Source organism: Actinoplanes sp. NPDC051470 (genome assembly GCF_040682035.1).
Classification (GTDB): Bacteria; Actinomycetota; Actinomycetes; order Mycobacteriales; family Micromonosporaceae; genus Actinoplanes.
Map to the genome: position 1 here is coordinate 94,577 of NZ_JBFBAA010000004.1, position 24,080 is coordinate 118,656.

General features: G+C 70.7%; 19 protein-coding genes and 1 riboswitch. Of the genes, 16 read left to right on the top strand and 3 right to left on the bottom strand.

From position 1 onward, the window contains the following. Positions 1 to 39 precede the first annotated feature (39 nt). The 7 genes from AB0M54_RS09595 to AB0M54_RS09625 all read left to right on the top strand — a co-directional run bounded on the left by AB0M54_RS09595 (position 40) and on the right by AB0M54_RS09625 (position 8,250). Entirely contained in the window at positions 40 to 588 is a 549-nt protein-coding gene (locus AB0M54_RS09595) for a DUF3558 family protein (RefSeq protein WP_364470135.1), read from the top strand. Positions 589 to 1,532: 944 nt separating this feature from the next. After that, entirely contained in the window at positions 1,533 to 2,525 is a 993-nt protein-coding gene (locus AB0M54_RS09600) for an ABC transporter permease (protein ID WP_364470137.1), read from the top strand. Between the two features lie 58 nt (positions 2,526 to 2,583). Next, positions 2,584 to 4,302 carry an ABC transporter substrate-binding protein gene (locus tag AB0M54_RS09605; RefSeq protein WP_364470139.1) on the top strand — a complete coding sequence of 573 codons (1,719 nt, stop codon included), beginning with the start codon at positions 2,584 to 2,586 and terminating at the stop codon, positions 4,300 to 4,302. A 130-nt stretch (positions 4,303 to 4,432) separates the two neighbouring features. Further along, the gene (locus AB0M54_RS09610) at positions 4,433 to 5,413 is read left to right on the top strand and encodes an ABC transporter permease (RefSeq protein WP_364470141.1); all 981 of its coding nucleotides are present in this window, start codon (positions 4,433 to 4,435) and stop codon (positions 5,411 to 5,413) included. A 157-nt stretch (positions 5,414 to 5,570) separates the two neighbouring features. Beyond that, the gene (locus AB0M54_RS09615) at positions 5,571 to 6,536 is read left to right on the top strand and encodes an ABC transporter ATP-binding protein (protein WP_364317154.1); all 966 of its coding nucleotides are present in this window, start codon (positions 5,571 to 5,573) and stop codon (positions 6,534 to 6,536) included. Positions 6,537 to 6,632: 96 nt separating this feature from the next. Further along, positions 6,633 to 7,613, top strand: coding sequence for an oligopeptide/dipeptide ABC transporter ATP-binding protein (locus tag AB0M54_RS09620; protein ID WP_364317153.1), 981 nt, complete (start codon positions 6,633 to 6,635; stop codon positions 7,611 to 7,613). A 19-nt stretch (positions 7,614 to 7,632) separates the two neighbouring features. After that, a complete protein-coding gene (locus AB0M54_RS09625) occupies positions 7,633 to 8,250 on the top strand; it encodes a carbohydrate-binding protein (RefSeq protein WP_364470143.1) in 618 nt (205 codons plus the stop codon). Here the strand turns inward: AB0M54_RS09625 and AB0M54_RS09630 are convergent. Beyond that, positions 8,201 to 8,515, bottom strand: a complete 315-nt coding sequence (locus AB0M54_RS09630; protein ID WP_364316299.1) for an Hsp20/alpha crystallin family protein — start codon at positions 8,513 to 8,515, stop codon at positions 8,201 to 8,203. The two genes, AB0M54_RS09625 and AB0M54_RS09630, sit on opposite strands and share 50 nt — an antisense overlap. A 99-nt stretch (positions 8,516 to 8,614) precedes the next feature. Then, positions 8,615 to 9,031, bottom strand: coding sequence for a cupin domain-containing protein (locus AB0M54_RS09635; RefSeq protein WP_364470145.1), 417 nt, complete (start codon positions 9,029 to 9,031; stop codon positions 8,615 to 8,617). Between the two features lie 45 nt (positions 9,032 to 9,076). Here AB0M54_RS09635 and dinB point away from each other — a divergent pair, with 45 nt between their 5' ends. From dinB to cobF, 4 genes are all read left to right on the top strand, one after another. After that, positions 9,077 to 10,270, top strand: coding sequence for a DNA polymerase IV (gene dinB / locus AB0M54_RS09640; RefSeq protein WP_364470147.1), 1,194 nt, complete (start codon positions 9,077 to 9,079; stop codon positions 10,268 to 10,270). Positions 10,271 to 10,548: 278 nt separating this feature from the next. After that, positions 10,549 to 11,331 (top strand): polysaccharide lyase family 7 protein, encoded by a 783-nt coding sequence (locus tag AB0M54_RS09645; RefSeq protein ID WP_364470149.1) that lies wholly within the window; start codon positions 10,549 to 10,551, stop codon positions 11,329 to 11,331. 337 nt (positions 11,332 to 11,668) lie between these two features. Next, entirely contained in the window at positions 11,669 to 13,066 is a 1,398-nt protein-coding gene (locus AB0M54_RS09650; protein ID WP_364316289.1) for an ROK family transcriptional regulator, read from the top strand. 464 nt (positions 13,067 to 13,530) lie between these two features. After that, on the top strand, positions 13,531 to 14,289 hold the full coding sequence (gene cobF, locus AB0M54_RS09655; RefSeq protein ID WP_364316286.1) for a precorrin-6A synthase (deacetylating): 759 nt from the start codon (positions 13,531 to 13,533) through the stop codon (positions 14,287 to 14,289). Here cobF and cobN read toward each other — a convergent pair whose 3' ends face one another. Continuing rightward, positions 14,290 to 17,841, bottom strand: coding sequence for a cobaltochelatase subunit CobN (gene cobN / locus AB0M54_RS09660; protein WP_364470151.1), 3,552 nt, complete (start codon positions 17,839 to 17,841; stop codon positions 14,290 to 14,292). A 26-nt stretch (positions 17,842 to 17,867) separates the two neighbouring features. Next, a riboswitch (cobalamin riboswitch) is annotated at positions 17,868 to 18,000 on the bottom strand. 72 nt (positions 18,001 to 18,072) lie between these two features. On the opposite strand from cobN, the gene AB0M54_RS09665 reads away from it, so the two are divergent. From AB0M54_RS09665 to AB0M54_RS09685, 5 genes are all read left to right on the top strand, one after another. Beyond that, the gene (locus AB0M54_RS09665) at positions 18,073 to 19,266 is read left to right on the top strand and encodes a precorrin-3B synthase (RefSeq protein WP_364470153.1); all 1,194 of its coding nucleotides are present in this window, start codon (positions 18,073 to 18,075) and stop codon (positions 19,264 to 19,266) included. Continuing rightward, entirely contained in the window at positions 19,263 to 19,883 is a 621-nt protein-coding gene (locus AB0M54_RS09670) for a precorrin-8X methylmutase (RefSeq protein WP_364470155.1), read from the top strand. Before AB0M54_RS09665 ends, AB0M54_RS09670 begins: the two co-directional genes overlap by 4 nt. Then, a complete protein-coding gene (locus tag AB0M54_RS09675) occupies positions 19,880 to 21,376 on the top strand; it encodes a precorrin-2 C(20)-methyltransferase (RefSeq protein ID WP_364316277.1) in 1,497 nt (498 codons plus the stop codon). The genes AB0M54_RS09670 and AB0M54_RS09675 overlap by 4 nt, the downstream gene beginning before the upstream one ends. A gap of 26 nt (positions 21,377 to 21,402) precedes the next feature. Beyond that, a complete protein-coding gene (locus tag AB0M54_RS09680; protein WP_364470157.1) occupies positions 21,403 to 22,515 on the top strand; it encodes an epoxide hydrolase in 1,113 nt (370 codons plus the stop codon). A 364-nt stretch (positions 22,516 to 22,879) separates the two neighbouring features. Then, positions 22,880 to 24,067 (top strand): 4-hydroxybenzoate 3-monooxygenase, encoded by a 1,188-nt coding sequence (locus AB0M54_RS09685; protein ID WP_364470159.1) that lies wholly within the window; start codon positions 22,880 to 22,882, stop codon positions 24,065 to 24,067. Positions 24,068 to 24,080 lie beyond the last annotated feature (13 nt).

The window sequence follows — 24,080 nt, forward strand, 5'->3', positions numbered from 1 at the left end:
CGTCGCCCACCGCGGACGACGGTCGACCCAGGGAGAAGAATGAAACGCCCCCGTTTAGCCGCCGCCGCTCTCGTCACCTTCCTCTCCCTCACCGGCTGCTCCCTCCTCGACAAGGTGCAGGCCGCGCCCGCGCCCACGCCGGCCGCGACGACCGCCACCGATGAGGCCACCGCCGAGCCGACGCCGTCATCGGAGTCGAAGATCGGTTCGGTCAAGGACTCCGGCGACATCCCCGACCCGTGCACGCTGCTGAGTGACGCCGAGGTCAAGCAGCTCACCGGCCGGGAGATCAGCCAGCGGGACGAGGACGGCGCGAGCCCGGGCGACGCCGCCCGCTTCTGCCAGTGGCAACAGCCCAGCGGCCAGCTCGCGGTGTTCCTGTCCCGCACCACGCCGTCCGACTACGAGGTGCAGATCGACGGCGCCACCGAGGTCGACGGGCTCGGCGAGAAGGCGTTCACGCTGGCCGGCCACCTCTACGTCCTCTACGGGACGGTGCAGGTGGACGTCTACTCCCGCGGTGACAGCGACGACGAGAACGCGGCCAAGGAGAAGGACGTGGTGAACGTCCTGCTCCCGAAGATCTAACGGGGACCGGCGCCGCTTCCGGCGCCGGTGAGGTCGCCCGCCGTGACCCCGAAGCCGGTGGTAGCGCTTCTCGGTATCCGAGGGCCGGATACCGCCACGAGCTACCACCGGCGGAAGGCTCAGAACGCGGTCAGCGTGATCCCGATCGACGTGGGGTCGCCGCTGTGCACCAGCGACTCCTGGTTGTCCGGCGCGGACCCCGGCGGGTTCGCGCCACCGGTCCGGCCAGGGTCGCGTCGGGGGCGGACATGGGGTACGCCTGACCGTCACGCTCCGTCACAGTCGGGAGACTTCGCCTCGACTGTGAGAGCGCTCTCACGATCATGAGTGCCACTTCGACAGATGCCAAACGGTCAATGCGGAACGGTCTCCGAGCCGGTCGCGAGGCACCATTCCGGGCAAGATCATCCACTGCCGTCGATACCAATCGGAAAGGACGAAGGGAATGGCGTCCGCATCGACGAGTAACCATCCGTCATCGCTTGCTCACCGGCAAGCGCCCCGCCGGAACCGCTGCCGACGGGAAGGACCCGCCCCGCGCCGGGGCGACGCGAGAGATCTTCCGGCGCCGGCCACGGAGCGTGTACCACAGTCGATGCCGAGGTGGGGGGCGGCGAGCACACTTCGGAAACCGCGACGTAACAACTCATCCGGCTGACCGCCTGTGACTTTGCGTGCAAGGCTGATAGCCGTATGTAGTGTGATCTGGTGCGTATGGGGCGAATCGAATCAGCAAAACGCCGGTTTTGCACAATGGCGTCCCACTCTGCGAAAGGGAACGGACCGTGTTGTGACGCGTGTCATACGCCATACGTTATTCATTCGATGCGTCAACTCATTTCCTACGAACCGAATGTCGGGCTACGTTCGCACCCGCAGCACCCGAATACCTCTCACGCACCAAGGCACGTGGAGGTCTCGTGCGTTATGGGAGGTGACACCGCGTGGAACCGCTGATTGACCCGGGCCCGCCCCCGGTCCCGGCCACGCAGGCGAAGCGGGTCTCCACACGGGGCAAGTCCCCGACGGCGATCGCCTTCGCCCGGCTCCGCCAGGACCGTCTCGCGGTCGTCTGCGCGTGCGTGTTCCTGTTCTTCGTGCTGATCGCGATCTTCGCTCCGCTGCTGGCCAAACTCGAGGGCCAGGACATCGCGACGCTGCACCAGGACCTCACCGACGAGTACGGTTTCCCGACCATCGGCCCGAACACCGAGCACTGGCTCGGCATCGAGCCCCGGCTCGGCCGCGACCTGTTCGCCCGGTTCGTCTACGGCGCCCGCCCGTCGCTGCTGGTGGCCAGCTCGGTGACGATCATCCAGACCATCATCGGGGTGTCCGCCGGTCTGATCACCGGATTCGCCGGCGGCTGGATCGACCGGGTGCTCTCCTGGGTCATCGACTTCGTCCTGAGCCTGCCCTACCTGCTCTTCGCGATCGCCGTACCGGCGGTCCTGCTGACCGTGTTCGTCGGCTCGGCCGACGGCGCGGGCACCAACGAGGTGGCCACCGTCCGCTTCTACTCGCTGATCTTCGTGCTCTCCTTCTTCGGCTGGGCCCCGCTGGCCCGGCTGATCCGCGGTGAGGTGCTCTCCCTGCGCGAGCGCGAGTTCGTCCAGGCGGCCAAGGTCCTCGGCGTGCCGACCCGCAAGGTGCTGTTCAAGGAGCTGCTGCCCAACCTGGTGGCGCCCATCGTCATCTCGGTCTCGCTGGCCCTGCCGACCGTCATCGTGCTCGAGGCCGGTCTTACCTATCTCGGTGTCGGCCTCACCGAGCCGACGCCCTCGTGGGGCGTGACCATCTCCCAAGCACAGTCGTACTACCGGGAAGACCCGCTCTATCTGTGGATCCCGGTGGCCGCCATCACGTTCCTCGTGCTGTCGCTGAGCCTGCTCGGCGACTCGGTGCGGGACGCCTTCGACCCCCGCACCCGACGGTGACGTTCTGTCACGCCCAGTAATGAGAAGAGGAGAAATGGGTAGGCGATTCCATGTGGCGGTGGCAGCTTCGGCCGCCGTCGCCCTGGCCCTGGCGGGCTGCTCGAGCCCGTCGTCGAACCGCGACAGTGGCGGCGGTGACGCCGACACGGGCAAGATCACGACGCAGTCGCAGGCCATCGACGCCAACGCCAAGGGTCCCGCGCCCGAGATCGAGGGCTCCCACAAGGGCGGCAACCTCGAGATCCAGGCGCAGACCACGCCGGCCACCTTCGACCCGACGGACAACTACTACGTCGACGCCAACGGCATCAGCAAGCTGGTGCTGCGCACCCCGACGCAGTTCGACATCCGCGACGGCAAGCCGACCCTGGTGCCCGACCTGACCGACGTCGGCACCCCGTCGGCCGACGGGTTGACCTGGACGTTCAAGATGCAGCAGGGCATCAAGTACGAGGACGGCACGGTCGTCAAGGTGGAAGACCTGGCGTACGCGATCAAGCGCTCGTTCGCGCACGACGTCTACCCGAACGGGCCGGCCTACCAGCTCGCCTACTTCAAGGACGGCGACAAGTACAAGGGCCCGTACACCAGCGGCGACACCTACTCGGGTGTGGAGACCCAGGGCACCGACACCCTGATCATCCACCTCCGGCAGAAGTTCCAGGACCTGCCGTTCTACATGTCCTTCCCGCTGTTCACGCCGATCCAGAAGGCGAAGGACACCAAGCAGGACTACAAGAACCACCCGGTCGCCACCGGCCCGTACATGTTCGACACGTACCAGGCCGGCACCAAGCTGGTGCTCAAGCGGAACCCGAACTGGGACCCGAAGACCGACCCGGTCCGGCACGCCTACCCCGACACCTTCACCTTCAACTGGGGTGTCGACGTGGTGAAGAGCCAGACCGCGGTGCTCAACAGCAACGGCGCGGACGCCAACGCGATCAACTACGACCCGCTCGACTCCTCGCTGATCCCGCAGCTCAAGGGCAAGGAGACGCAGCTGCTCCAGGGTCAGAGCTCCTGCACGATCGTGTGGCAGCTGGACAGCCGGAAGATCCCGCTGGAGATCCGTAAGGCGATCGCCAAGGCGTGGCCGTACGACGCCAGCTTCAAGGCCGGCGGCTTCAACGACTACGTCGCCGAGCGCGCCAGCACGGTGCTTCCGCCGTCCGTGCCGGGCTACGAGAAGTACCCGCCGGTCCCCGACCTCAGCGGCACCGGCGCCGGCGACCCCGAGGGCGCCAAGAAGATGCTCGAGGCGGCCGGCAAGGTCGGCTTCGAGATCAGCTACTACTACGACAACACCAAGCCGATCCCGCAGCAGGTCAGCCAGGTCCGCACCGACGCGCTGACCAAGGCCGGCTTCAAGGTCAAGGCGATCGGTGTGGCCACCGCCGACCTGCGCTCCAAGACCAGCGACTACGACGCCCCGGTGAACACCGGTCAGTCGCCGCGCGGCTGGTGCTCGGACTGGCCGACCGGTGGTTCGTGGTTCCCGGTGCTCTTCAAGTCCAGCAGCGTCGCCGACGGCAGCACCTGGGGCATGCTCGCCGACAAGGAGCTGGACAAGAAGATCGACGACATCAACAACCTCCCGACCGAGCAGGCCACGCCCAAGTGGGCCGCGCTCGACAAGGAGATCTTCGAGAAGTACATCGCTCTGCCGCTGTACTACGACAAGCTGGCGCTCGTCCAGGGCACCAACGTCGGCAAGTCCGTCGGTGACCCGACCACCAGCCTGCCGGTTCTCTCCAGCATGTACCTGAAGAGCTGACGCTCCTCACCCAGCGGGACCCGCGGTGGTCCGGTCGTCCTCCGGGGCGGCTGGGCCACCGCGAACGTAGGCCCCTCTCCCCTCCCCCCGACTGTTCCACCTTGAACAATCCCGAACGCAGGAGCGAGCTGTGCTGCTCTACATCCTTCGACGCCTCGTGAGCGCCGTCTCCGTGGTGATCGTGACGCTGGTGGCCAGCTTCGCGCTGTTCTTCCTGGCCCCCACCGACCCGGCCGGCGTCATGTGCGGGCCGCGGTGCACGCCCGAGCGGCTCCAGAACATCCAGCACAGCCTGCACCTCGACGAGCCGGCGGCGGTGCAGATCGGCCTGTACCTCAAGGGCCTGGTCGTCGACCGCGAGTTCGAGTCCGGCGGCACCGTACAGACATGCTCGGCGCCCTGCCTCGGCTACTCGTACACGCTCGGCCAGCCGGTCACCAAGCTGCTCGCCCAGGCGGTCCCGGTGACCCTGTCGATCGTGCTCGGCGGCGCGGTGGTCTACCTGGGCATCGGCATCCTGGCCGGCACCGCGGCGGCGCAGGTCCGGGGTACGCCGCTCGACAAGGCCGTGGTCGGCACCGCGCTGGTGCTCAACTCGTTCCCGTACTTCGTCTTCGCGCTGATCGTCGCGCTGTACCTGATCCCCCCGCTACCGGACACCAGCTATACCAACCTGACCGACAATCCGCTGGCCTGGGCGAGCGGACTGCTCGCGGCCTGGCTCTGCCTGGGCTTCACCAACGCGGCGGCCTACACGCGCTACTCGCGGGCCTCGATGATCGAGGCGCTGGGCCAGGACTACGTACGCACGGCGCGCTCCAAGGGCATCTCGAAGAACCGGGTCGTGTACCGCCACGGTCTGCGCGCCGCGGTCACCCCGGTCGCGACGATCTTCGGTGTCGACCTGGCCGCCCAGCTCACCGGCGCCATCTTCACCGAGCGGATCTTCGACCTGCCCGGCCTCGGCAACCTGACCCTCCGGGCCTTCGGCCAGTCCGACCTGCCGGTGCTGCTCGGCGGCGTGCTCGTCGGCTCGATCGTGCTGGTCGTGATGAACCTCGTGGTGGACATCGCGTACACGTTCCTGGACCCGCGGGTCCGGCTCGGATGATCCACCCAGTCCTACGCACCACTGAGGCGGCGACATGAGCGACCAGAGCATCCGGGCCCCGCAGACCGTGACCCGCACGGCCCGCGCCCGCGGGCTCAACGAAGAGGCGTACCTCCAGGTCACCGACCTGCAGGTGCAGTTCCCGACCGCGGACGGCATGGTCAAGGCGGTGCAGGGCCTCAGCTACTCGCTGCCGCTGGGCCGCACGCTGGCGATCGTCGGCGAGTCCGGCTCGGGCAAGAGCGTCTCCAGCATGGCCGTGATGGGCCTGCACGACGCGAAGACCGCCCGCATCTCCGGCTCGATCAAGGTGGGCGGCCGGGAGATCGTCGGGCTGAGCGAGAAGGACCTGGAGAACTACCGCGGCAAGGACTCCGCGATGATCTTCCAGGACCCGCAGTCGTCGCTGCACCCGTACTTCACGATCGGCGACCAGATCACCGAGGCGTACCGGACGCACAACAAGGTCTCCCGGAGCAAGGCCAAGGCGCGCGCCATCGAGATGCTCGACCGGGTCGGCATCCCCAACCCGCGGCGCCGGATCGACAACTACCCGCACGAGTTCTCCGGCGGCATGCGGCAGCGCGCGATGATCGCGATGGCGCTGGTCAATGACCCGAAGCTGCTGATCGCCGACGAGCCGACCACGGCACTGGACGTGACCGTGCAGGCGCAGATCCTCGACCTGATCGCCGACCTGCAGCGCGACTTCGGCTCCGCGGTCGTCTTCATCACGCACGACCTGGGCGTGGTGGCCGAGATCGCCGACGACATCCTGGTCATGTACGCCGGCAACGCCATCGAGCACGGCCCGGTCGACAAGATCCTCGGGCAGCCGCTGCACCCGTACTCCTGGGGCCTGCTGGAAAGCATCCCGGCGCTGGCCGGCGAGCCGCAGCCGCTGCACCCGATCCCCGGCACGCCGCCCAGCCTGCTCGCCGTGCCGTCCGGCTGCGCCTTCCACCCGCGCTGCGAGTTCCGCGACCGGGTCCCGGGCGACCTGTGCACCACCCTCAAACCCGACCTGATCCCGCGGACCGCGGACCCGGGCCGCACATCGCGTTGCCATCTCAAGGACCCGGACCAGATCTTCCGGTCCGAGATCCTGCCCCGGCTGCCGTAAGGAACGACCATGACCACCACAGCGAACGGGCGCTCCGCCGAGGGCGGGATCCGCCGCGTCGAGGGCGCACCCCTGTTGCAGCTGGACGACCTGGCGATGCACTTCAGGACGTCGGGCGACGGGCTGCTGGCCCGCGGCACCAAGTGGGTGCAGGCGGTGGACGGCGTCAACCTGACCGTCAACGCCGGCGAGACCCTCGGCCTGGTCGGCGAGTCCGGCTGCGGCAAGTCGACCACGGCCAGGCTGATCACCCGGCTGCTCGAACCGACCCGCGGGAAGATCAAGTACCAGGGCCACGACATCGCGCACCTGTCCGAGCGGAAGCTGCGGCCGTACCGGCGGGAGATCCAGCTGATCTTCCAGGACCCGTACTCGTCGCTGAACCCCCGGCACACGGTCGGCGCCATCGTCGGCACCGCCCTGCGTACCCACGAGTTGGTTGACAAGAAGGGCGAGCTGCCGCGGGTGCAGGAGCTGCTCGAGATGGTCGGCCTGAACCCCGAGCACTACAACCGCTACCCGCACGAGTTCTCCGGCGGTCAGCGGCAGCGCATCGGCATCGCCCGGGCGCTGGCCACCCAGCCGAAGATCATCGTGGCCGACGAGCCGGTGTCCGCGCTCGACGTGTCGATCCAGGCCCAGGTGATGAACCTGCTGGAGAACCTGCGCAAGGAGCTCGGCATCGCGTTCGTGTTCATCGCGCACGATCTCGGCGTGGTCCGGCACTTCTGTGACCGGGTCGCGGTGATGTACCTGGGCCGGGTTGTCGAGGAGGCGCCACGCGACGCGCTGTACGAGAAGCCGCAGCACCCGTACACGCAGGCGCTGCTTTCCGCGGTGCCGGACATTGCCGTCGTCCGGGGCGTGCCGCCGAAGACCCGGATCCGACTGGTCGGCGACGTGCCCAGCCCGGTCGACCCGCCGTCCGGCTGCCGGTTCCGCACCCGCTGCTGGAAGGCCGAGGACATCTGCGCCGAGATCGACCCGCCGCTGGACGAGAAGGCGCCCGCACAGAAGGTGGCGTGCCACTTCGCCGAGCCGCCGGCGGAGTCGATCGTCGCCGAGGTCCCGGCCTGATCCGCTAGCCTCTTCCGCTATGTCGGCGACGGTCTACAAATCGCGATCGCGCACGCTGCGCAACCGGCTGCTCATCGCGGCCGGTGTGGTGGTGCTGCTCGTGGCCGGCTGGCTGCTCGGGCGGTCGTCGGCGTCTTCTCCGACCGTTGCCGAGCCCCCGCCTCCGTCCTCCTCGCCCTCGCCGTCACCGTCACCGTCGGCCAGTCCTCCCCCGCCCGCACGCAAGATCACCTTGCAGGTCGAGGACGCGGCTCAGGTCTCGGGGCTGGAGATGCAGGACACCTCCGACACCGGGGGCGGGCGCAACGCCGGGTGGATCAACAACGGCGACTTCCTGCGGTTCGACCACGTCGACTTCGGGCCGGCGGCACCGGCCTCGGTGAACGTGCGGGTGGCGTCGGACACCGACAAGGACGGCAAGATCCTCGTCCGGATCGACAGCGCGGAGAACCCGCCGGTCGCGACGCTGAGTACGGCGCGAACCGGCGGGTGGCAGAACTGGGTGACTCAGACCACCGACATGACGCCGGTGACCGGGCCGCACACCGTCTTCGTGACCTTCGCCAACGAGGCCCCCGACGACTTCGTCAACGTGAACTGGCTGGAGTTCCGGCCTTCTTCGGAATCCGCAGGGTGAGCACACCCTCGGCGTACCGGGCGTCGAGGCGGTCACAGTCGAGACCGTCCGGCAGCACGATCTGATCCTCGACCACCTGCTCGTCGCTCCGGCGGCGGGCCGCGCTGATCGTGACCATGTCGTCCGTCACGTCCACGGCGACGTCGGCCGGGTCGGCGCCGGGCAGATAGATGCCCAGGTGGAGCGTGTCGTCCTCGCGATGCGCGTCGAGCCGGCACCCCGAAGCCCGGGTGGTGTCGAAGACGCGTGCGGAAAGCCGCAGCATCGGTCTTTCCCTTCCTTGGTTGAACCCGACGGTCCAACTGCGTCCGGGGGGTCGCTATTCCGCCCTCACCCGCGGCTCACTCGGCCTGCATCCGCGGGCTCACTCGGCCAGGCGGAAGTCGGCGAAATCGAAGCCCGGGGACACCACGCAGCTCACCAGAACAGGCTCCTGACCTGCGGGAACAGCCGCCTGCCAGGTGGCCGCCGGGATCAGCACCTGTGGATTGGTGACGCCCAGCACGGCTGTGTTCTGCAGCACGGGGGACTCGCCCCGGCCGCCGAGGCTCAGCTCGAGCGGGCCGCCGGAATGCCAGAACCACAGCTCGTCGGAACGCACCACATGCCAGGCCGAGCGCTCGCCCGGCTGGAGCAGGAAGTAGATCGCGGTCGCGGCGGCGCGCGGGCCGGCGTACCCATCGAGGTTGATCGTGGTCGTCGAGCGGAAGGTCTCACGGAACCAGCCGCCCTCGGGGTGGGGCCGCAGGTCGAACTGCTCGGCGAGGGGTGGACGGGACACGGTCGGGGCCTCCCAATGGTCGAACAAGTGTTCTAATCTAACTCCGTGCATGATCAGGCGACCATTCTGCACGCCGACCTCGACTCGTTCTACGCGTCCGTCGAGCAGCGTGACGACCCCGCCCTGCGCGGGCGTCCGGTGCTGGTCGGCATGGGTGTGGTGCTCGCCGCGAGCTACGAGGCCAAGGCGTTCGGCGTACGCACACCGATGGGCGTCACCCAGGCCCGCCGCCTGTGCCCGCGCGCGGTCGTCGTGCCGCCGCGTATGTCGGCCTACACGGCGGCGTCGAAGGCGGTGTTCGGCGTGTTCAAGGACACCACGCCGATCGTCGAGGGCATCTCCATCGACGAGGCGTTCCTCGAGGTGGGCGGGCTGCTCAAGATCCGCGGTACGCCGGTCGCCATCGCCGGGCGATTACGCGCCGAGGTCCGCGAGCGGGTCGGGCTGCCGATCACCGTCGGGGTGGCCCGAACCAAGTTCCTGGCCAAGGTGGCCAGCGCCGTCGGCAAGCCGGACGGGCTGCTGGAGGTGCCGCCCGATCAGGAGCTGGCGTTCCTCCATCCGCTGCCGATCGAGCGGCTGTGGGGCGTCGGCCCGATCACCGCCGGCAAGCTGCGCGAGCGACACATCCTCACGGTCGGCCACGTGGCCCGCATCGGCGAGGCGGCGCTGGTGGCGATCCTCGGCTCGCACGCCGGCCGCCACCTGCACGCGCTGGCCCACAACCGCGACCCTCGACGAGTACGCACCGGTGTGCGCCGCGGGTCGATCGGCTCACAGTGCGCGCTCGGGCGGCGCGAGCGCTCGTTCGACGAGATCGACGCGGTGCTGGCCGCCCTGGCCGACCGGGTGACCAGGCGGATGCGCGCGGCGAAACGGTCCGGGCGCACGGTCACCCTGCGGTTCCGGTTCAACGACTTCACCCGGGCGACGCGATCCCGCAGCATGTGGAAGGCGTCCATGCAGACGGCGTCGATCCTGGCCACCGCTCGCGCGCTGCTGACCGAGAACCGGGCCCTGATCGCCGAACGGGGGCTCACGCTGATCGGGCTGGCGGTGAGCAACCTCGACACCGACGGCCACCAACAGCTCGAGCTGCCGTTCGCTCCCGTTCCCGATGTCGATCAGCTCGACAACGCCCTCGACGCGGTACGCGACAAGTACGGCAGCTCGTCCATCATGCGGGCCGCCACCCTGGGCCGAGAGCTAGGCCCATCAGTCCCCATCCTGTCTGACTAACCGCCAGGCTGCCCCGCCACGATGCCCGCCACGCTGTCCCGCCACTCCGGTTCTATTTGCGGGGCTCGCCCTGGGTGTGCCTCTTGCCCTCTGCGGTTCTGGAGCGTCGTTGCCTTTGCTTGCGCGCGTCTGACTTTCCTTCGGGTTGGCGAATCCGTTCTCCTCCCGCTTGCCTCTTCGTTCGCTCTCCTTCCGCTTGTCCCTTCATTCATTGACATCCTTCGAACTGTTAAATAACCTTCCAGTTCTCCCCGTTGGTTCGTTGAAGGGTTGTGTCCATGAAGAGAAGGCTTCTTCTGGCGGTTGCCGTGTCGGCGGGCGTCGCCGGTGTGCTCGGCGTCGCCGGCGTCTCGTCCGCGTCGGCCGCGGCGCTCGACCCCGCACTGCCGCCCGGCGGCAACTTCGACCTGTCGATCTGGTCGCTCCAGCTGCCGATCGGGTCACCCGGCAGTCCGACCACGATCCCGCCGTCCCAGCTCCGCGGGCGCAGCGGGTACACCAACCCGGCCTACTTCTGGACCGACAAGAACGACGGTTCGATGACGTTCTGGGCGCCGGAGAAGGGCGTGACCACGCCGAACTCCAACTACGCGCGGTCCGAGCTGCGCGAGATGAACGCCAACGGCAGCGCCGCCGACTGGCCGCTGGCCGGCAACCACACGATGAGCGCCGAGCTGCGGATCCCGGCGGTGACCAAGAACGTCTGTGTCGGCCAGGTGCACCTGGGCTCGGGCGGCTCGTCGACCAAGCCGCTGCTCGAGCTCTACTACCGCCCCAACGGCGACATCTTCCTCGGCACCGAGAACTCCCCCGCCGGCGGCCAGACCCTCCACCACGTGGGGAACGTGCCCTTGGGCCAGCGATGGACCTACGTCATCAACGTGACCGGCAACCGCATCAACCTGACCGCCAACGGCAGCACAACGAACTACACCATCCCGTCGTCCTTCAACCCGTACAAGCAGTACTTCAAGGCCGGCTCCTACAACCAGTCGTCCTCAGAGAGCACCACGAACGGGGCGAAGGTCAAGTTCTACCGCCTCACCGTCACCCACAACTAGCGTTTGCCGCGGCGCCTGCCCTCCTCAACCGCCCTCCTCGTCCGCCCTTTTGACCGCCTACCTCGCAGAGCAACCTCACCCAGCGCCGACGCTGCGCCGCTTTCCTTGCAAAGCACCACCAAGGGCGCAACGTCACCCTTCATCGGCAGCGGCGGTGTGTCGGAAGTCGCGCCGGGCGCGGCCCCCAGGCGGGTCACAGGAAGTTGATCTACTGTGGAGACCCTCATGCGGGCGGCCGCCCGGCCTTCCGGCTGGGTGTGGGCTCGGCCGGCGCGATCGCTGTCGACGCCGGCCGAGACCTTTCGGCGCCGGCGCGATCGCTTTGTCGTCGTCGTGGATGACCGGTGGGGAGGGCGGGACGGTGACCGATCCGGAGCGGGCGCTCCCGCAGGCGGTGCTGCGCGCGGCCACCGACCGGCGCCTGCTCGACGAGACCATCCGGCGCGGACAGACGACCCGCGCCGAACTGGCCGCCCTGACCGGCTACTCCCGCCCCACAGTGTCGGAGGCGGTCCGCCGCATGGTCGCGCAGGGCCTCCTCGACGCGTCGGGCCTCCAGGAGACAGGCAAACGCGGCCGCGTAGGCACGTTCTACTCCCTCGGCGCCCGAGCCGGCTGGGTGCTGGGCCTGGAGATCTCCCAAACCGGCGTGCGAGCAAGAGCCACCGACCTCTCCGGCGCGGTCCTCCACGAGGACGCCAACCCACCCACCTCCCCCGGCAACGTGGCCGAGCTGACCGCCTCGGTCCGCTCCTTGGTCATCCGCCTGGCCACCACCAGCGGAACAACCTTGTCCACTCCCCCGCCACCCCCCAGCCCCGCGCCGTCCCCCACCAGCCCCGCGCCGTCCCCCACCAGCCCCGCACCATCGGCCACCAGTCCGGCACCGTCCCCCACCAGCCCCGCACCATCGGCCACCAGTCCGGCACCGTCTCCCATTAGCCCGGCGCCGTCTCCGATCAGCCCCGCGCTCTCTGCGGCCTCGCCGCCCTCGTCCCTCAGCGCGCGGGCCGCCGATCCGGGCCGGGCGGGCTTCGCGGTAGGGCGGGGCCCGTTCCGCGCGATCGGCGTCTCGATCGCCAGCCCGGTCGACCCCGCCACCCAATCCGTGGTCGCCCTGCACGGCACGCCGTTCCCCGACGGCCTGCTCAGCCCCGAACGCATGCTGGCCGACCTGACCAACGCGCCCATCCTCGCCGACAACGATGTCAACCTGGCCGCCCTGGCCGAGCACCGCCTGGGCCGGGCCGCCGGCGAGTCCAGCTTCGCCTACGTCTACCTGGGCGCCGGCATGGGCGTAGGCCTCTACATCGGCCACCAGCTGATCCGAGGCGCGCACGGCCTGGCCGGCGAGATCGGCTACCTGCCGGGCATCGTCTCCCCCACCCTGTCCGGCGACCTCCGAGCGGGCGGCTTCGACCGCAACGACGCCCCCTACGTAGACGTCAACGCCGTCCTGGCCCTCCTCGACCAGCCTTCCGAGACAGCCATCCGCCAGCTCGCCGAGGCCCTCTCCCGAGCCATCGTCTCGGTGGCCGCCGTGGTTGACCCGGCCCTGTTCCTCCTGGGCGGCCCCGTAGGCACCCACCCCTCCCTGCTCCCCAAGGTCCGGGAGCTGATCACCTTCCCGGGCCCCACCCGCCTGGAGCACGGCGCCCTGGGCGCCGACGCCCCCTTGACCGGCGCCCTCCAGCTGGCCCTCGAATACGCCCGAGCCGCCGCCACCGCCCCCTGATCCACAGCCTTCTGACCGCGACCTCCTGACCCACGGCGCGTTGCCCCGCAGCTCTGACCCACGGTCCCCGACCGCCGGTCGCGTTGCCCCGCAGCTCTCACCGACGTTCCCGCCCTCCGCCGAACCAGCCACCCCAAGACCCGCGCTCGCCGGAGCCGTGTTCAGCCGCGCGCAAGAGCGGCAAGTCGCGCGCAAGAGCCAGCGGCGACTCTCTTGGCGGCGGCCGGAACGACCGGGCCGCCGGGACATTGGAGGAACGGCGTGAACGGCAGCATGTACCTCGTTGTGCAGGCCAACCGGCTTCGGCATGAGCACCTGCTCCGTGAGGCCGCGGCCCAAGCGCCCCGGTCGGGAACGCGAGGACCTCGCCGCCCGCGCCGGGGCCGGTATCGGCGACGCTGACCAGCGGAGCGACGCACGCCCCGCCCGGGTGACCGGCGCGGGGCGTCCGTCATAGTGGGGCCGTGCGGAAGATCTATGTCATCGGGATCGGCGCCGGCGACCCGGACCACTTGACCCTGCAGGCGGCGAAGGCGATCGGCCGGACCGATGTGTTCTTCCTGCTGGACAAGGGCGAGGCCAAGGAAAGCATGATCGAGCTGCGGCGGCGCATGCTGAAGGGGTACGCCCGGCCGAGCCGCCGGATCGCCGAGGGCCGCGACCCCGATCGGGACCGCAAGCCCGACGACTATGTGGGCACGGTCGAGGACTGGCGCAGCCGCCGCTCGGCGGTAACCGAGGCGCTGATCACCGAGCACCTGCTCGACGACGAGACCGGCGCGTTCCTGGTGTGGGGCGACCCCACGCTCTACGACTCGACGATCGCGATCCTCGACGAGATCCTGGGCCGCGGCGCGATCACGTTCGAGTACGAGGTGATCCCCGGCATCAGCAGCGTGTCCGCGCTGGCCGCGAAGCATCGCGTGCCGCTCAACCGGGTCGGCCGCCCGGTGCAGATCACGACCGGCCGGCGGCTCACGACCGAAGGGTGGCCGGCCGGCGTCGAGGACGTCGTGGTGATGCTCGACGCCGCCCTGTCGTTCGGCACCGTGACGGACGCCGACATCTATTGGGGCGCCTACATCGGCACCGCCGACGAGATCTTGCGGTCCGGTCCGGTCGAAGAGGTGGCCGAGGAGATCAAGCAGGTGCGCGCGGAGGCCCGCGAGCGCCACGGCTGGATCATGGACACCTACCTCCTGCGGCGCCGCGACCGGGATTAGCTACTCGTCATCGCCCTCCAGGTCGCCCTCGGTGGCCAGGTAGACCTCGCGCAACGCGGCCAGCGTCTCGGGGTCGGGCGAGTCCCACAGCTTGCGGTCGGCCGCCTCGAGCAGGCGCTCGGTGATGCCGTGCAGAGCCCAGGGGTTCGACTTGGTCATGAACGCCTGGTTCTCGGGGTCGAGCACGTAGGACGCGGCGAGTTGCTCGTACATCCAGTCGGCCACCACGCCGGCCGTCGCGTCGTACCCGAAGAGGTAGTCGACCGTCGCGGCCAGCTCGAACGCGCCCTTGTAGCCGTGCCGTCGCATCGCCGCGATCCACCGCGGGTTGACCACGCGGGCGCGGAAGATGCGCGCGGTCTCCTCGGTCAGGCTGCGGGTTCGTGTCGCGTCGGGGTTGGTGGAGTCGCCGATGTACGCCGCGGGCGCCCGCCCGGTCAGCGCGCGGACCGTGGCGATCATGCCGCCGTGGTACTGGAAGTAGTCGTCCGAGTCGGCGATGTCGTGTTCGCGGGTGTCGATGTTCTTGGCGGCCACCTCGATGCGCCGGTACGCCGACTCCATGTCCGGTCGCGCCGGCACCCCGTCGAGGTCCCGCCCGTACGCGAACCCGCCCCACACCGCGTAGACCTCGGCGAGGTCGGCGTCGTCGCGCCAGTTGCGGCTGTCGATCAGCGGCAGGATGCCGGCGCCGTACGCGCCCGGCCGCGACCCGAAGATCCGCGTGGTGGCCCGCCGCCAGTCGCCGTGCTGTTCCCGGTCGGCGACCGCATGCGCGCGGACGAAGTTCTGGTCATGAGGCTCGTCCAGCTCGGCGACCAGCTTGACCGCGTCGTCGAGCAACGCCACCACATGGGGGAACGCGTCGCGGAAGAAGCCGGAGATGCGGACCGTCACGTCGATGCGGGGGCGGCCCAGCTCGCCGAGCGTGATCGGCTCGATGCCGGTGACGCGGCGGGACGCCTGGTCCCACAGCGGGCGGACGCCGAGCAGCGCCAGGATCTCGGCGATGTCGTCGCCGGCCGTACGCATCGCGCTGGTCCCCCAGGCCGACAGGCCCACCGACCTCGGCCAGTCCCCGTAGTCCTGGCGGTAGCGGGCGAGCAGCGAGTCGGCCATCGCCTGCCCGGTCTCCCAGGCCAGCGTGCTGGGGATGGCCTTGGGGTCGACCGAGTAGAAGTTGCGGCCGGTCGGCAGCACGTTGATCAGGCCGCGCAGCGGTGACCCGCTCGGCCCGGCCGGGACGTAGCCGCCGGACAGCGCGTGCAGCGTGTGGGTGATCTCGTCGGTGGTCCGCGCGAGCCGCGGCACGATCTCGGCGGCGGCGAACTCCAGCACCCCCTGAACCTGCTCGTCGTCGGTGAACCCGGCCGCCGAGGCCGGCCAGCCCGCGTCCTCCATGGCCTGTACCAGCGCCTTGGCCTGCGCCTCGACGCGGTCGACCTCGTGGGTGGGCGCGTCCTCGGCCAGCCCGAGGGCCTCGCGCAGGCCGGGCAGCGCGGCGACCTTACCGGCCCACATCTGCCGGGCGCGCAGCATCGCCAGCACCAGGTTGACGCGGGCCTCGCCGGCCGGCGCCGCGCCCAGCACGTGCAGGCCGTCGCGGATCTGCACGTCCTTGACCTCGCAGAGCCATCCGTCGACGTGCAGGATGAACTCGTCGAACTCCTCGTCGCCGGGCCGGTCGGACAGGCCGAGGTCGTGGTCGAGGCGGGCGGCCTGGATCAGCGTCCAGATCTGGGCCCGGATCGCGGGCAGTTTCGCCGGGTCGAGCGCGGCGATGTTGGCGTGCTCGTCGAGCAGTTGCTCGAGGCGGGCGATGTCGCCGTACGACTCGGCCCGCGCCATCGGCGGGATCAGGTGATCGATCAGCGTGGCGTGGGCCCGGCGCTTGGCCTGGGTGCCCTCGCCGGGGTCGTTGACCAGGAACGGGTAGATCAGCGGAAGGTCGCCGAGCGCGGCGTCGGTGCCGTCGGCCGCCGACATGCCGACGTTCTTGCCGGGCAGCCACTCGAGGTTGCCGTGCTTGCCGACATGCACGACCGCGTCGGCGCGGAACTCGTCGGCCACCCAGCGGTAGGCCGCCAGGTAGTGGTGGCTGGGCGGCAGGTCGGGGTCGTGGTAGATGGCCACCGGGTTGGCGCCGAAACCACGGGGCGGCTGGACCATCACGACAACGTTCTCGTCACGGAGCGCGGCGAGCACGATGTCGCCCTGGTCGACGTAGAGCTCGCCCGGTGGCGGGCCCCAGTGTTCCGTCATGGCGGCGCGCAGTTCCGACGGCAACGTGGCGAACCACCGAGCGTACTTCTCGCCGTTGATCCGCACCGGGTTGCCGGCCAGCTGCTCCTCGGTGAGCCAGTCGGGGTCCTGCCCGCCGGCCGCGATCAGCGTGTGGATCAGGCCGTCGCCGTCGTACTGGTCGAACCCGCCGACGCGGTAGCCGGCGTCGCGCAGCGCGGCGAGCAGCCGGACCGTGGACTGCGGCGTGTCGAGACCGACGGCGTTACCGATGCGTGAGTGCTTGGTCGGGTAGGCCGACAGCATGAGCACGACGCGCCGCTCGGCCGGCGGGATGTGTCGCAGCCGGGCGTGCCGGAACGCGATGCCGGCCACCCGGGCGGCGCGTTCCGGGTCGGCCACGTAGATCGACAGGCCGTCGGGGTCGATCTCCTTGAACGAGAACGGCACCGTGATGATCCGGCCGTCGAACTCGGGGATCGCCACCTGGGTGGCCGCGTCGAGCGGGGACAGCCCGTCATCGCTCGCCGCCCACGTGGCCCGGCTGCTGGTCAGGCAGAGCGCCTGGAGGATCGGCACGTCGAGCTCGGCGAGCACGCCGACATCCCACGCCTCGTCGTCACCGCCGGCGCCGGCCGTGGCGGGCTGGGTGCCGCCGGCCGCGAGCACGGTCACCACCAGGGCGTCCGCCCGTCGCAGCTCGGTGAGCAGCTCGGGGCCGATGCGCCGGAGGGAGGCGGTGAAGATGGGCAACGGCGTCGCACCCTGCGCCTCGATGGCCTGGCACAGCGCCTCGACGAACGCGGTGTTCCCGGCCATGTGGTGGGCGCGGTAGTAGAGGATCGCCACGGTCGGGCCGGTCGCGGGGGCCGCCTCGCGTTCGAGGACACCCCAGTCGGGCGCCTCGGCCGCGGGCGCGAAGCCGTGGCCGGTGAGGAGGATCGTGTCGGAGAGGAAGTCGTGCAGGGACGCGAGGTTCGCCGCGCCGCCGTACGCGAGATAGCCGTGTGCCTCGGCGGCCACCCCGGCCGGGACGGTGGACAGCTTCATCAGCTCGGCGTCGGGCGCCTGCTCGCCACCGAGCACCACGACCGGGACCTGGCCGGCCAGCAGCGCGTCGAGGCCCTCGGGCCAGGCGCGGCGGCCGCCGAGCAGGCGCACGACGACCAGATCGACGCCTTCCAGCAGCGCGGGGAGCTCGTCGGCCCCGGTGCGTGCGGGGTTGGCCGGCCGATAGGCGGCGCCGCTGGCCCGGGCGCTCAGAAGGTCGGTGTCAGAGGTCGACAGCAGGAGAAACACGCGCGCTCCCATCCGGGGTCCGCGCCCCGGGGTCGAAGGGTTGACGACACATTCGTGGAGTTCCTGGCTCGTGACAGTGGCGGGACCGCGCCGGAATCGCACCGGCTTCCTCCACGAACCTTCGCCGCTCGTGGCCTTCCACCCTTCCGGTCCGCGATCAGCGCCGTCAAGCGGCCCCGGCCGATGTGACGCTGCTGACGCAGGCTTACATCAGCGTCTGCTGGGCTGGGTAGTGTCCGGCCCGTGAGTTCTCCTTCGGTCCGGCACTCGGACGTCGACGCCTGTCCCGGCGCGCTGCGGTTGCACGCCGCGGCCGACGGGCCGCTGGCACGCGTCCGGCTGCCCGGCGGCCTGCTCACCGGCGCACAGGTGGCAACGCTCGCGACCATCGCGCGCCGCTGGGGTGACGACCACCTCGAGATCACCTCCCGGGCCAACGCCCAGCTCCGTGCCCTCGTCGAGGCCCCGGCCCAGGCGCTGGCCGAGGCGCTGCGGGGGTGCGGCCTGCTGCCGTCCGAAACCCATGAGCTGGTACGCAACATCGCCGCAGTTCCCACCGCCGGCGGGTGGGAGGTCCGCCCGCTGGTCCGCGCCCTCGACCGGGCGGTGTGTGCCGAGCCCGGCCTGGCCGGCCTGCCCGGGCGCTTCCTGTTCGCGGTCGGCCCGGCGCCGGCCGCCGCCGATCTGGCCGCCGTCGAGACGGCCGAGGGCGCGGCGATCCTGTTCGCCGGGCGCGACGAGGGCCTGCGGGTGCCCGTCGACGCGGTGGTCGCGGCGCTGACCGCCGGGGCGTACTCCTTCCTCGAGGTGCGGGCCGAGCGGTCCGTCCCGGCCTGGCGCCTGCGCGAGCTGGCCGACGGCCCGGCCGAGGTCGCCACACGCACAGCGACCCGCCTGGGCGTCGCGCTGAACCCGTCGAGCGCGGTGACGCCACCGGTCGCGACCGAGCCGATCGGCGTCGTCGAGCAAGCCGACGGGCGGTTCGCCGCGGCCGCGCTGGCCCCGCTCGGCCTGCTCCACCAGACTCAGCTCGCGGTGCTGGCCGAGGCCGGTGACCTGACCGTGACGCCGTGGCGTGGCGTGGTCGTCCTCGATCAGAGCCGCGACGACGCCGAGCGGTGGCTGCGTGACCTGGCCGGTGTGGGTCTCGAGGTGGCGCCCGGGTCGCGTTGGTCCGGGGTGACCGCCTGCGCCGGGCGACCGGGGTGCGCGAGGGCGCTGGCCGACGTGCGACATGACGCCGACGCGGCCACGACCTTCGGCGAAGGCCTGCCGGTGCACTGGATCGGCTGCGCGCGCGGCTGCGGCAGCCCGGCGGGAGAGCATGTCCGGGTCGAGGCGACCGGGGACGGTTACACGGTGACCGGGCCGCAGGGAAGCGGTACGGCACCCGTGAGCGGCGTGGGCGCGCTGGTCACGAGGGCGAGGAGGGCGTGATGGAATACGAGCGCGACGGCGCGGAGATCTATCGGCGGTCGTTCGCGACCATCCGCGCGGAGGCCGACCTCGGCGGGCTGCCCGCCGACCTGGCGCCGGTCGTGGTGCGGATGATCCACGCCTGCGGCATGGTCGACCTGGTGCCCGACGTGGGCTGGAGCGACGGCCTGGCCACGGCCGCCCGCAAGGCGTTGCAGGACGGCGCGCCGATCCTCTGCGACGCCGAGATGGTCGCGTCCGGCGTGACGCGCGGTCGTCTTCCCGCGAACAACGACGTGGTGTGCACCCTGCGCGACCCGGCCGTTCCCGGGCTCGCCCAGCGGCTGGGCACCACGCGCAGCGCCGCGGCGATGGATCTGTGGGGCGACCGGCTCGACGGCGCGGTGGTGGCGATCGGGAACGCGCCGACCGCTCTGTTCCGGTTACTCGAGATGGTGGCGGCCGGCGCGCCCCGGCCGGCGGCGGTGCTGGGCATCCCGGTCGGCTTCATCGGCGCGGCCGAGTCGAAGGACGCGCTGGCCGCGTCCGGGTTGGAGTTCCTGGTGGTGCGTGGGCGGCGGGGCGGCAGCGCGATCACGGCGGCGGCGGTCAACGCGCTGGCCTCGGAGCGGGAATGAGCGGCCGGCTGTACGGCGTCGGGCTGGGCCCCGGCGACCCGGAACTGGTGACGGTCAAGGCCGCCCGGCTGATCACGGCGGCCGGGGTGGTGGCCTATCACGCCGCGCGCCACGGGCGCAGCAACGCGCGCGCGATCGCCGAGCCCTACCTCCGGCCCGGGCAGATCGAGGAGGCGCTGATCTACCCGGTCACCACCGAGACGACCGACCATCCCGGCGGTTATCAGGGCGCGATCGACGAGTTCTACGCCGAGAGCGCCGAGCGGCTCGCGGTCCATCTTGAGGCCGGACGCGATGTCGTGGTGCTGGCCGAGGGCGATCCGTTCTTCTACGGGTCCTACATGCACATGCACAAACGGCTGGCTGACCGCTTCGAGACGGTGGTGGTGCCGGGTGTGACGTCGGTCAGCGCGGCGGCGGCGGTGCTCGGGCGGCCGCTGGTGGAACGCGACGAGGTGCTGACCGTGCTGCCTGGGACGCTGCCGCCCGACGTGCTGGCGGCCCGGCTGGCCGAGACCGACTCGGCGGCGGTGATGAAGCTCGGGCGGACCTTCGGTGGTGTGCGCGAGGCGCTCGAGAGGGCCGGGCGGCTGGACGAGGCCTGGTATGTGGAACGGGCCACGACCGACCGCGAGCGCACCGGCCGGGTGGCCGATGTGGATCCCGATTCGGTTCCGTATTTCTCCCTGGCGCTGGTGCCGAGCCGCGACCCGTCGAACCGCGTCAAGGCCACCCGGGACATCGGCGGTGTCACGGTCGTCGGGCTGGGACCGGGCAGCCGCGACTGGCTGACGCCCGAGGCGCGGGCCGCCCTGGCGGAGGCCGACGACGTGGTGGGTTACGTGACCTACGTCGACCGGGTGCCCCATGTTCCCGGGCAGCAGCGGCACGCGTCGGACAACCGGGTCGAGGCCGAGCGGGCGGCGTTCGCGCTCGACCTGGCCAAACGCGGGCGGCGCGTGGCGGTGGTGTCCTCGGGCGACCCGGGCGTGTTCGCGATGGCGGCCGCGGTGCTGGAGACGGCCGACGATCCGCAGTGGAAGGACGTGCCGATCCGGATCGTGCCCGGCCTGACCGCGGCGCAGGCGGTGGCGAGCCGGGTCGGTGCGCCGCTGGGCCACGACTTCTGTGTCGTCTCGCTGTCCGACCGGTTGAAGTCGTGGGAGGTGATCGCCGAGCGGCTGACCGCGGCCACCCGCGCCGACCTGGTGATCGCGATCTACAACCCGGCGTCACGCACCCGGGTCACCCAGCTGGCCGAGGCGCGCCGGCTGCTGCTGGCCGAGCGCGATCCCGAGACGGTCGTGGTGGTCGGCCGGGACGTCGGCGGGCCCGACGAGACCGTCCGGGTCACCACGCTCGGAGAGCTTGATCCGGCCACGGTGGACATGCGCTGCCTGCTGATCGTCGGGTCGAGCCGGACCCGCGCGGTGAGCCGGGCCGATGGTGGCACGTTCGTCTACACGCCGCGCACCTATCCGGACAGGAACTGACCGCAATGGCTCCTAGCGTCGGTGGCATGACACCTTTCCGCATCGAGATCCCGCAGACCGACCTCGACGACCTGCACGATCGCCTCGCCCGTACGAGGTGGACGCCCCAGTTGCCCGGCGACGACTGGCGGCGAGGCGTGCCGGCGGACTATCTGCGGGAGGTGGCCGGCTACTGGCGCGACGGTTTCGACTGGCGCGCGCAGGAGCGGCGACTCAACGAGTTCCCCCAGTTCATCGAGGAGATCGACGGGCAGGCGGTCCACTTCCTGCACGTGCGGTCGGGTGAGCCGGACGCGTTCCCGGTGGTGCTGACACACGGGTGGCCGAACACGTTCGTCGAGTTCCGCGACCTGATCGGGCCGCTCGTGGCCCGCGGTTTCGACGTGGTCGTGCCGTCGGTGCCGGGCTTCGGGTTCTCGGCGCCGCCGCGGGAGGCCGGGTTCAGCGTGGCGCGGGTGGCCGGGCTGTGGGCCGAGCTGATGCGCCGGCTGGGTTACGAGCGGTACGGGACGCAGGGCGGTGACCTCGGCGCCTATGTCGCGCCCGAGGTGGCCAAGGTTGATCCGGAGCACGTCGCCGGGGTCTACGTGATCGCGGGGCTGGGTTTCCCGACCGAGGCGGACGTGCCCGAGATGACCGAGGAGGAGCGGGCGGCGTTCGCGGCGATGCAGCAACAAGACTGGATGTCCGGTGTCGACCACCACGCGCTGTTGCGGGCGGCGCCGCAGACGTTCGCCTACGGGTGGCACGACTCGCCGGTCGCCGCGCTGGCGTGGATGCTGCAGAAGTTCCACGAGTTCAGCGCGGCCAAGGAGCCGCTCGACGAGGTGCTCGACCGCGATGCGCTGCTGACGAACCTGAGCGTCTACTGGTTTACGCGCACCTTCGGGACGTCGTCGTGGCCGATGTACGACACAAGCGGGTTCGCCTGGCCGGAGGGTCAGCGGGCCGTCCCGACCGGCGTCTTCACCGGGCCGCCCGGAATCCGGCGCTTCGCCGAGCGCACCAACCGCATCACCCACTGGCCCGAACACAACATCTCCCGCCACCACTTCGTGGCGATGGAGGCACCGGAGGCGATGGCCGCCGACATGGCCGAATTCTTCGCCAAAGCGCGGGCAGACTCCCGCCCAGTCTGACGCCAGGTCAGGTGGTGGTTAGCTCGGCCGGCTTGTGGAAGTCGGGCTGCACGACTGGCCTGCCGACGTGGCAGCCCTGGGCCAAGCGGTAGCCAGGCGGTGCAGGTCGGCTGCCTGCTCGGCGGTCTCTACGCCCTCGGCGACGGCGGTCAGGCCCAGGTCTCGGCCGCGAACGCGCCGGCCAGCGGCCAGACCGGCGCAGCCATCGCGTCACCATGCCTGACCGATCGGCAGGCGTGGGCGCGACTGGAGCGAGGCGCGAACGGTGGGTGGCCGTGGCCGGCGGGGAAGGCGACCCGCATGTGGTGCCCGGAAGGGCATCTCCTAATGTGCTGGCCGGGGCGCAGGCTGATGAGGAGCATGAATGTCTGAGGCGGCTCACGAGACCACCACCGTCGCGATCATCGGGGCCGGTCCGGCCGGTCTCACGCTGGCCAACCTGCTCCGCACGGCGGGTCTCGACTGCGTGGTGGTCGAGCGGCAGAGCCGGGCGTACGTCGAGCAGCGGCAACGCGCCGGCGTGCTGGAACATCGGGCGGCCCGGATGTTCGAGGAGTGGGGCCTGGCCGACCGGGTCCTGCAAGACTCGCGGACCGACGGGGTGCAGGAGTTCCGGGTGGACGGCCGGCCCCGGTTCCTGCCCATCGCCGACCTGGCCGGCGGGAAGTTCGGCCGGATCCTGCCGCAGCAGTTCCTGGTGCAGCGCCTGATCACGGCGTTCCAGGAGGACGGCGGCGACCTGCGGTTCGGCTGCGAAGACGTCACGTTGGAAAGACCGGGCAGCGAGCGGCCGGTCGTGACGTATCGCGATGAGGACGGCAGGCCGCACGAGATCGAGGCCGACTACCTCGCCGGGTGTGACGGCTTCCATGGTGTGAGCCGCCGGAGCGTGCCCGAGGCCGAGCAGACAATTTATGCGTACGACCACGGCATCGGCTGGTTCACCGTGCTGGCCGACGTGCCGCCGCCGCGCCACCCCATGTTCGCGGTCAGCGCGCACGGTTTCGCGGCGCATTTCCCGCGCGGGCCCAGGAGCAGCCGCTTCTACCTGCAGTGCGCGCCCGGCGAAGATCTGGACGCCTGGGACGACAGGCGGATCTTCGACCAGCTCCGGCTGCGGATCGGCGACCCCGATCTGCCGGCCGGCGCGGTGCTGGAGAAGGCCGTCGTCGACATGCGCAGCTTCGTGGTCGACCCGATGTCGTACGGCCGCCTCTTCCTCGTCGGCGACGCCGCACACATCATCACGCCGATGGGCGGCAAGGGCATGAACCTGGCCCTGGCCGACGCGGAGGTGCTGGCCAAGGCGGTGCGGTCGGCCGTACGCGACGGCGACCCCCAACCGCTGCGCGACTATTCGAAGACCTGCCTGGACCGCACCTGGTCCTATCAGGAGTTCAGCCGGTGGATGACCGAGATGCTGCACGACTCGGGCGACCCGGCCACCTCCGGCCCGTTCCGGCACAAGATCGCCCGCGCCCGGCTCGACCGGCTCTTCACCAGCCCGAACGCCGGCGGCCTCTTCAGTGACCTGATGGCCGGCGAGGCCTGAGCCGAAAGAGGCG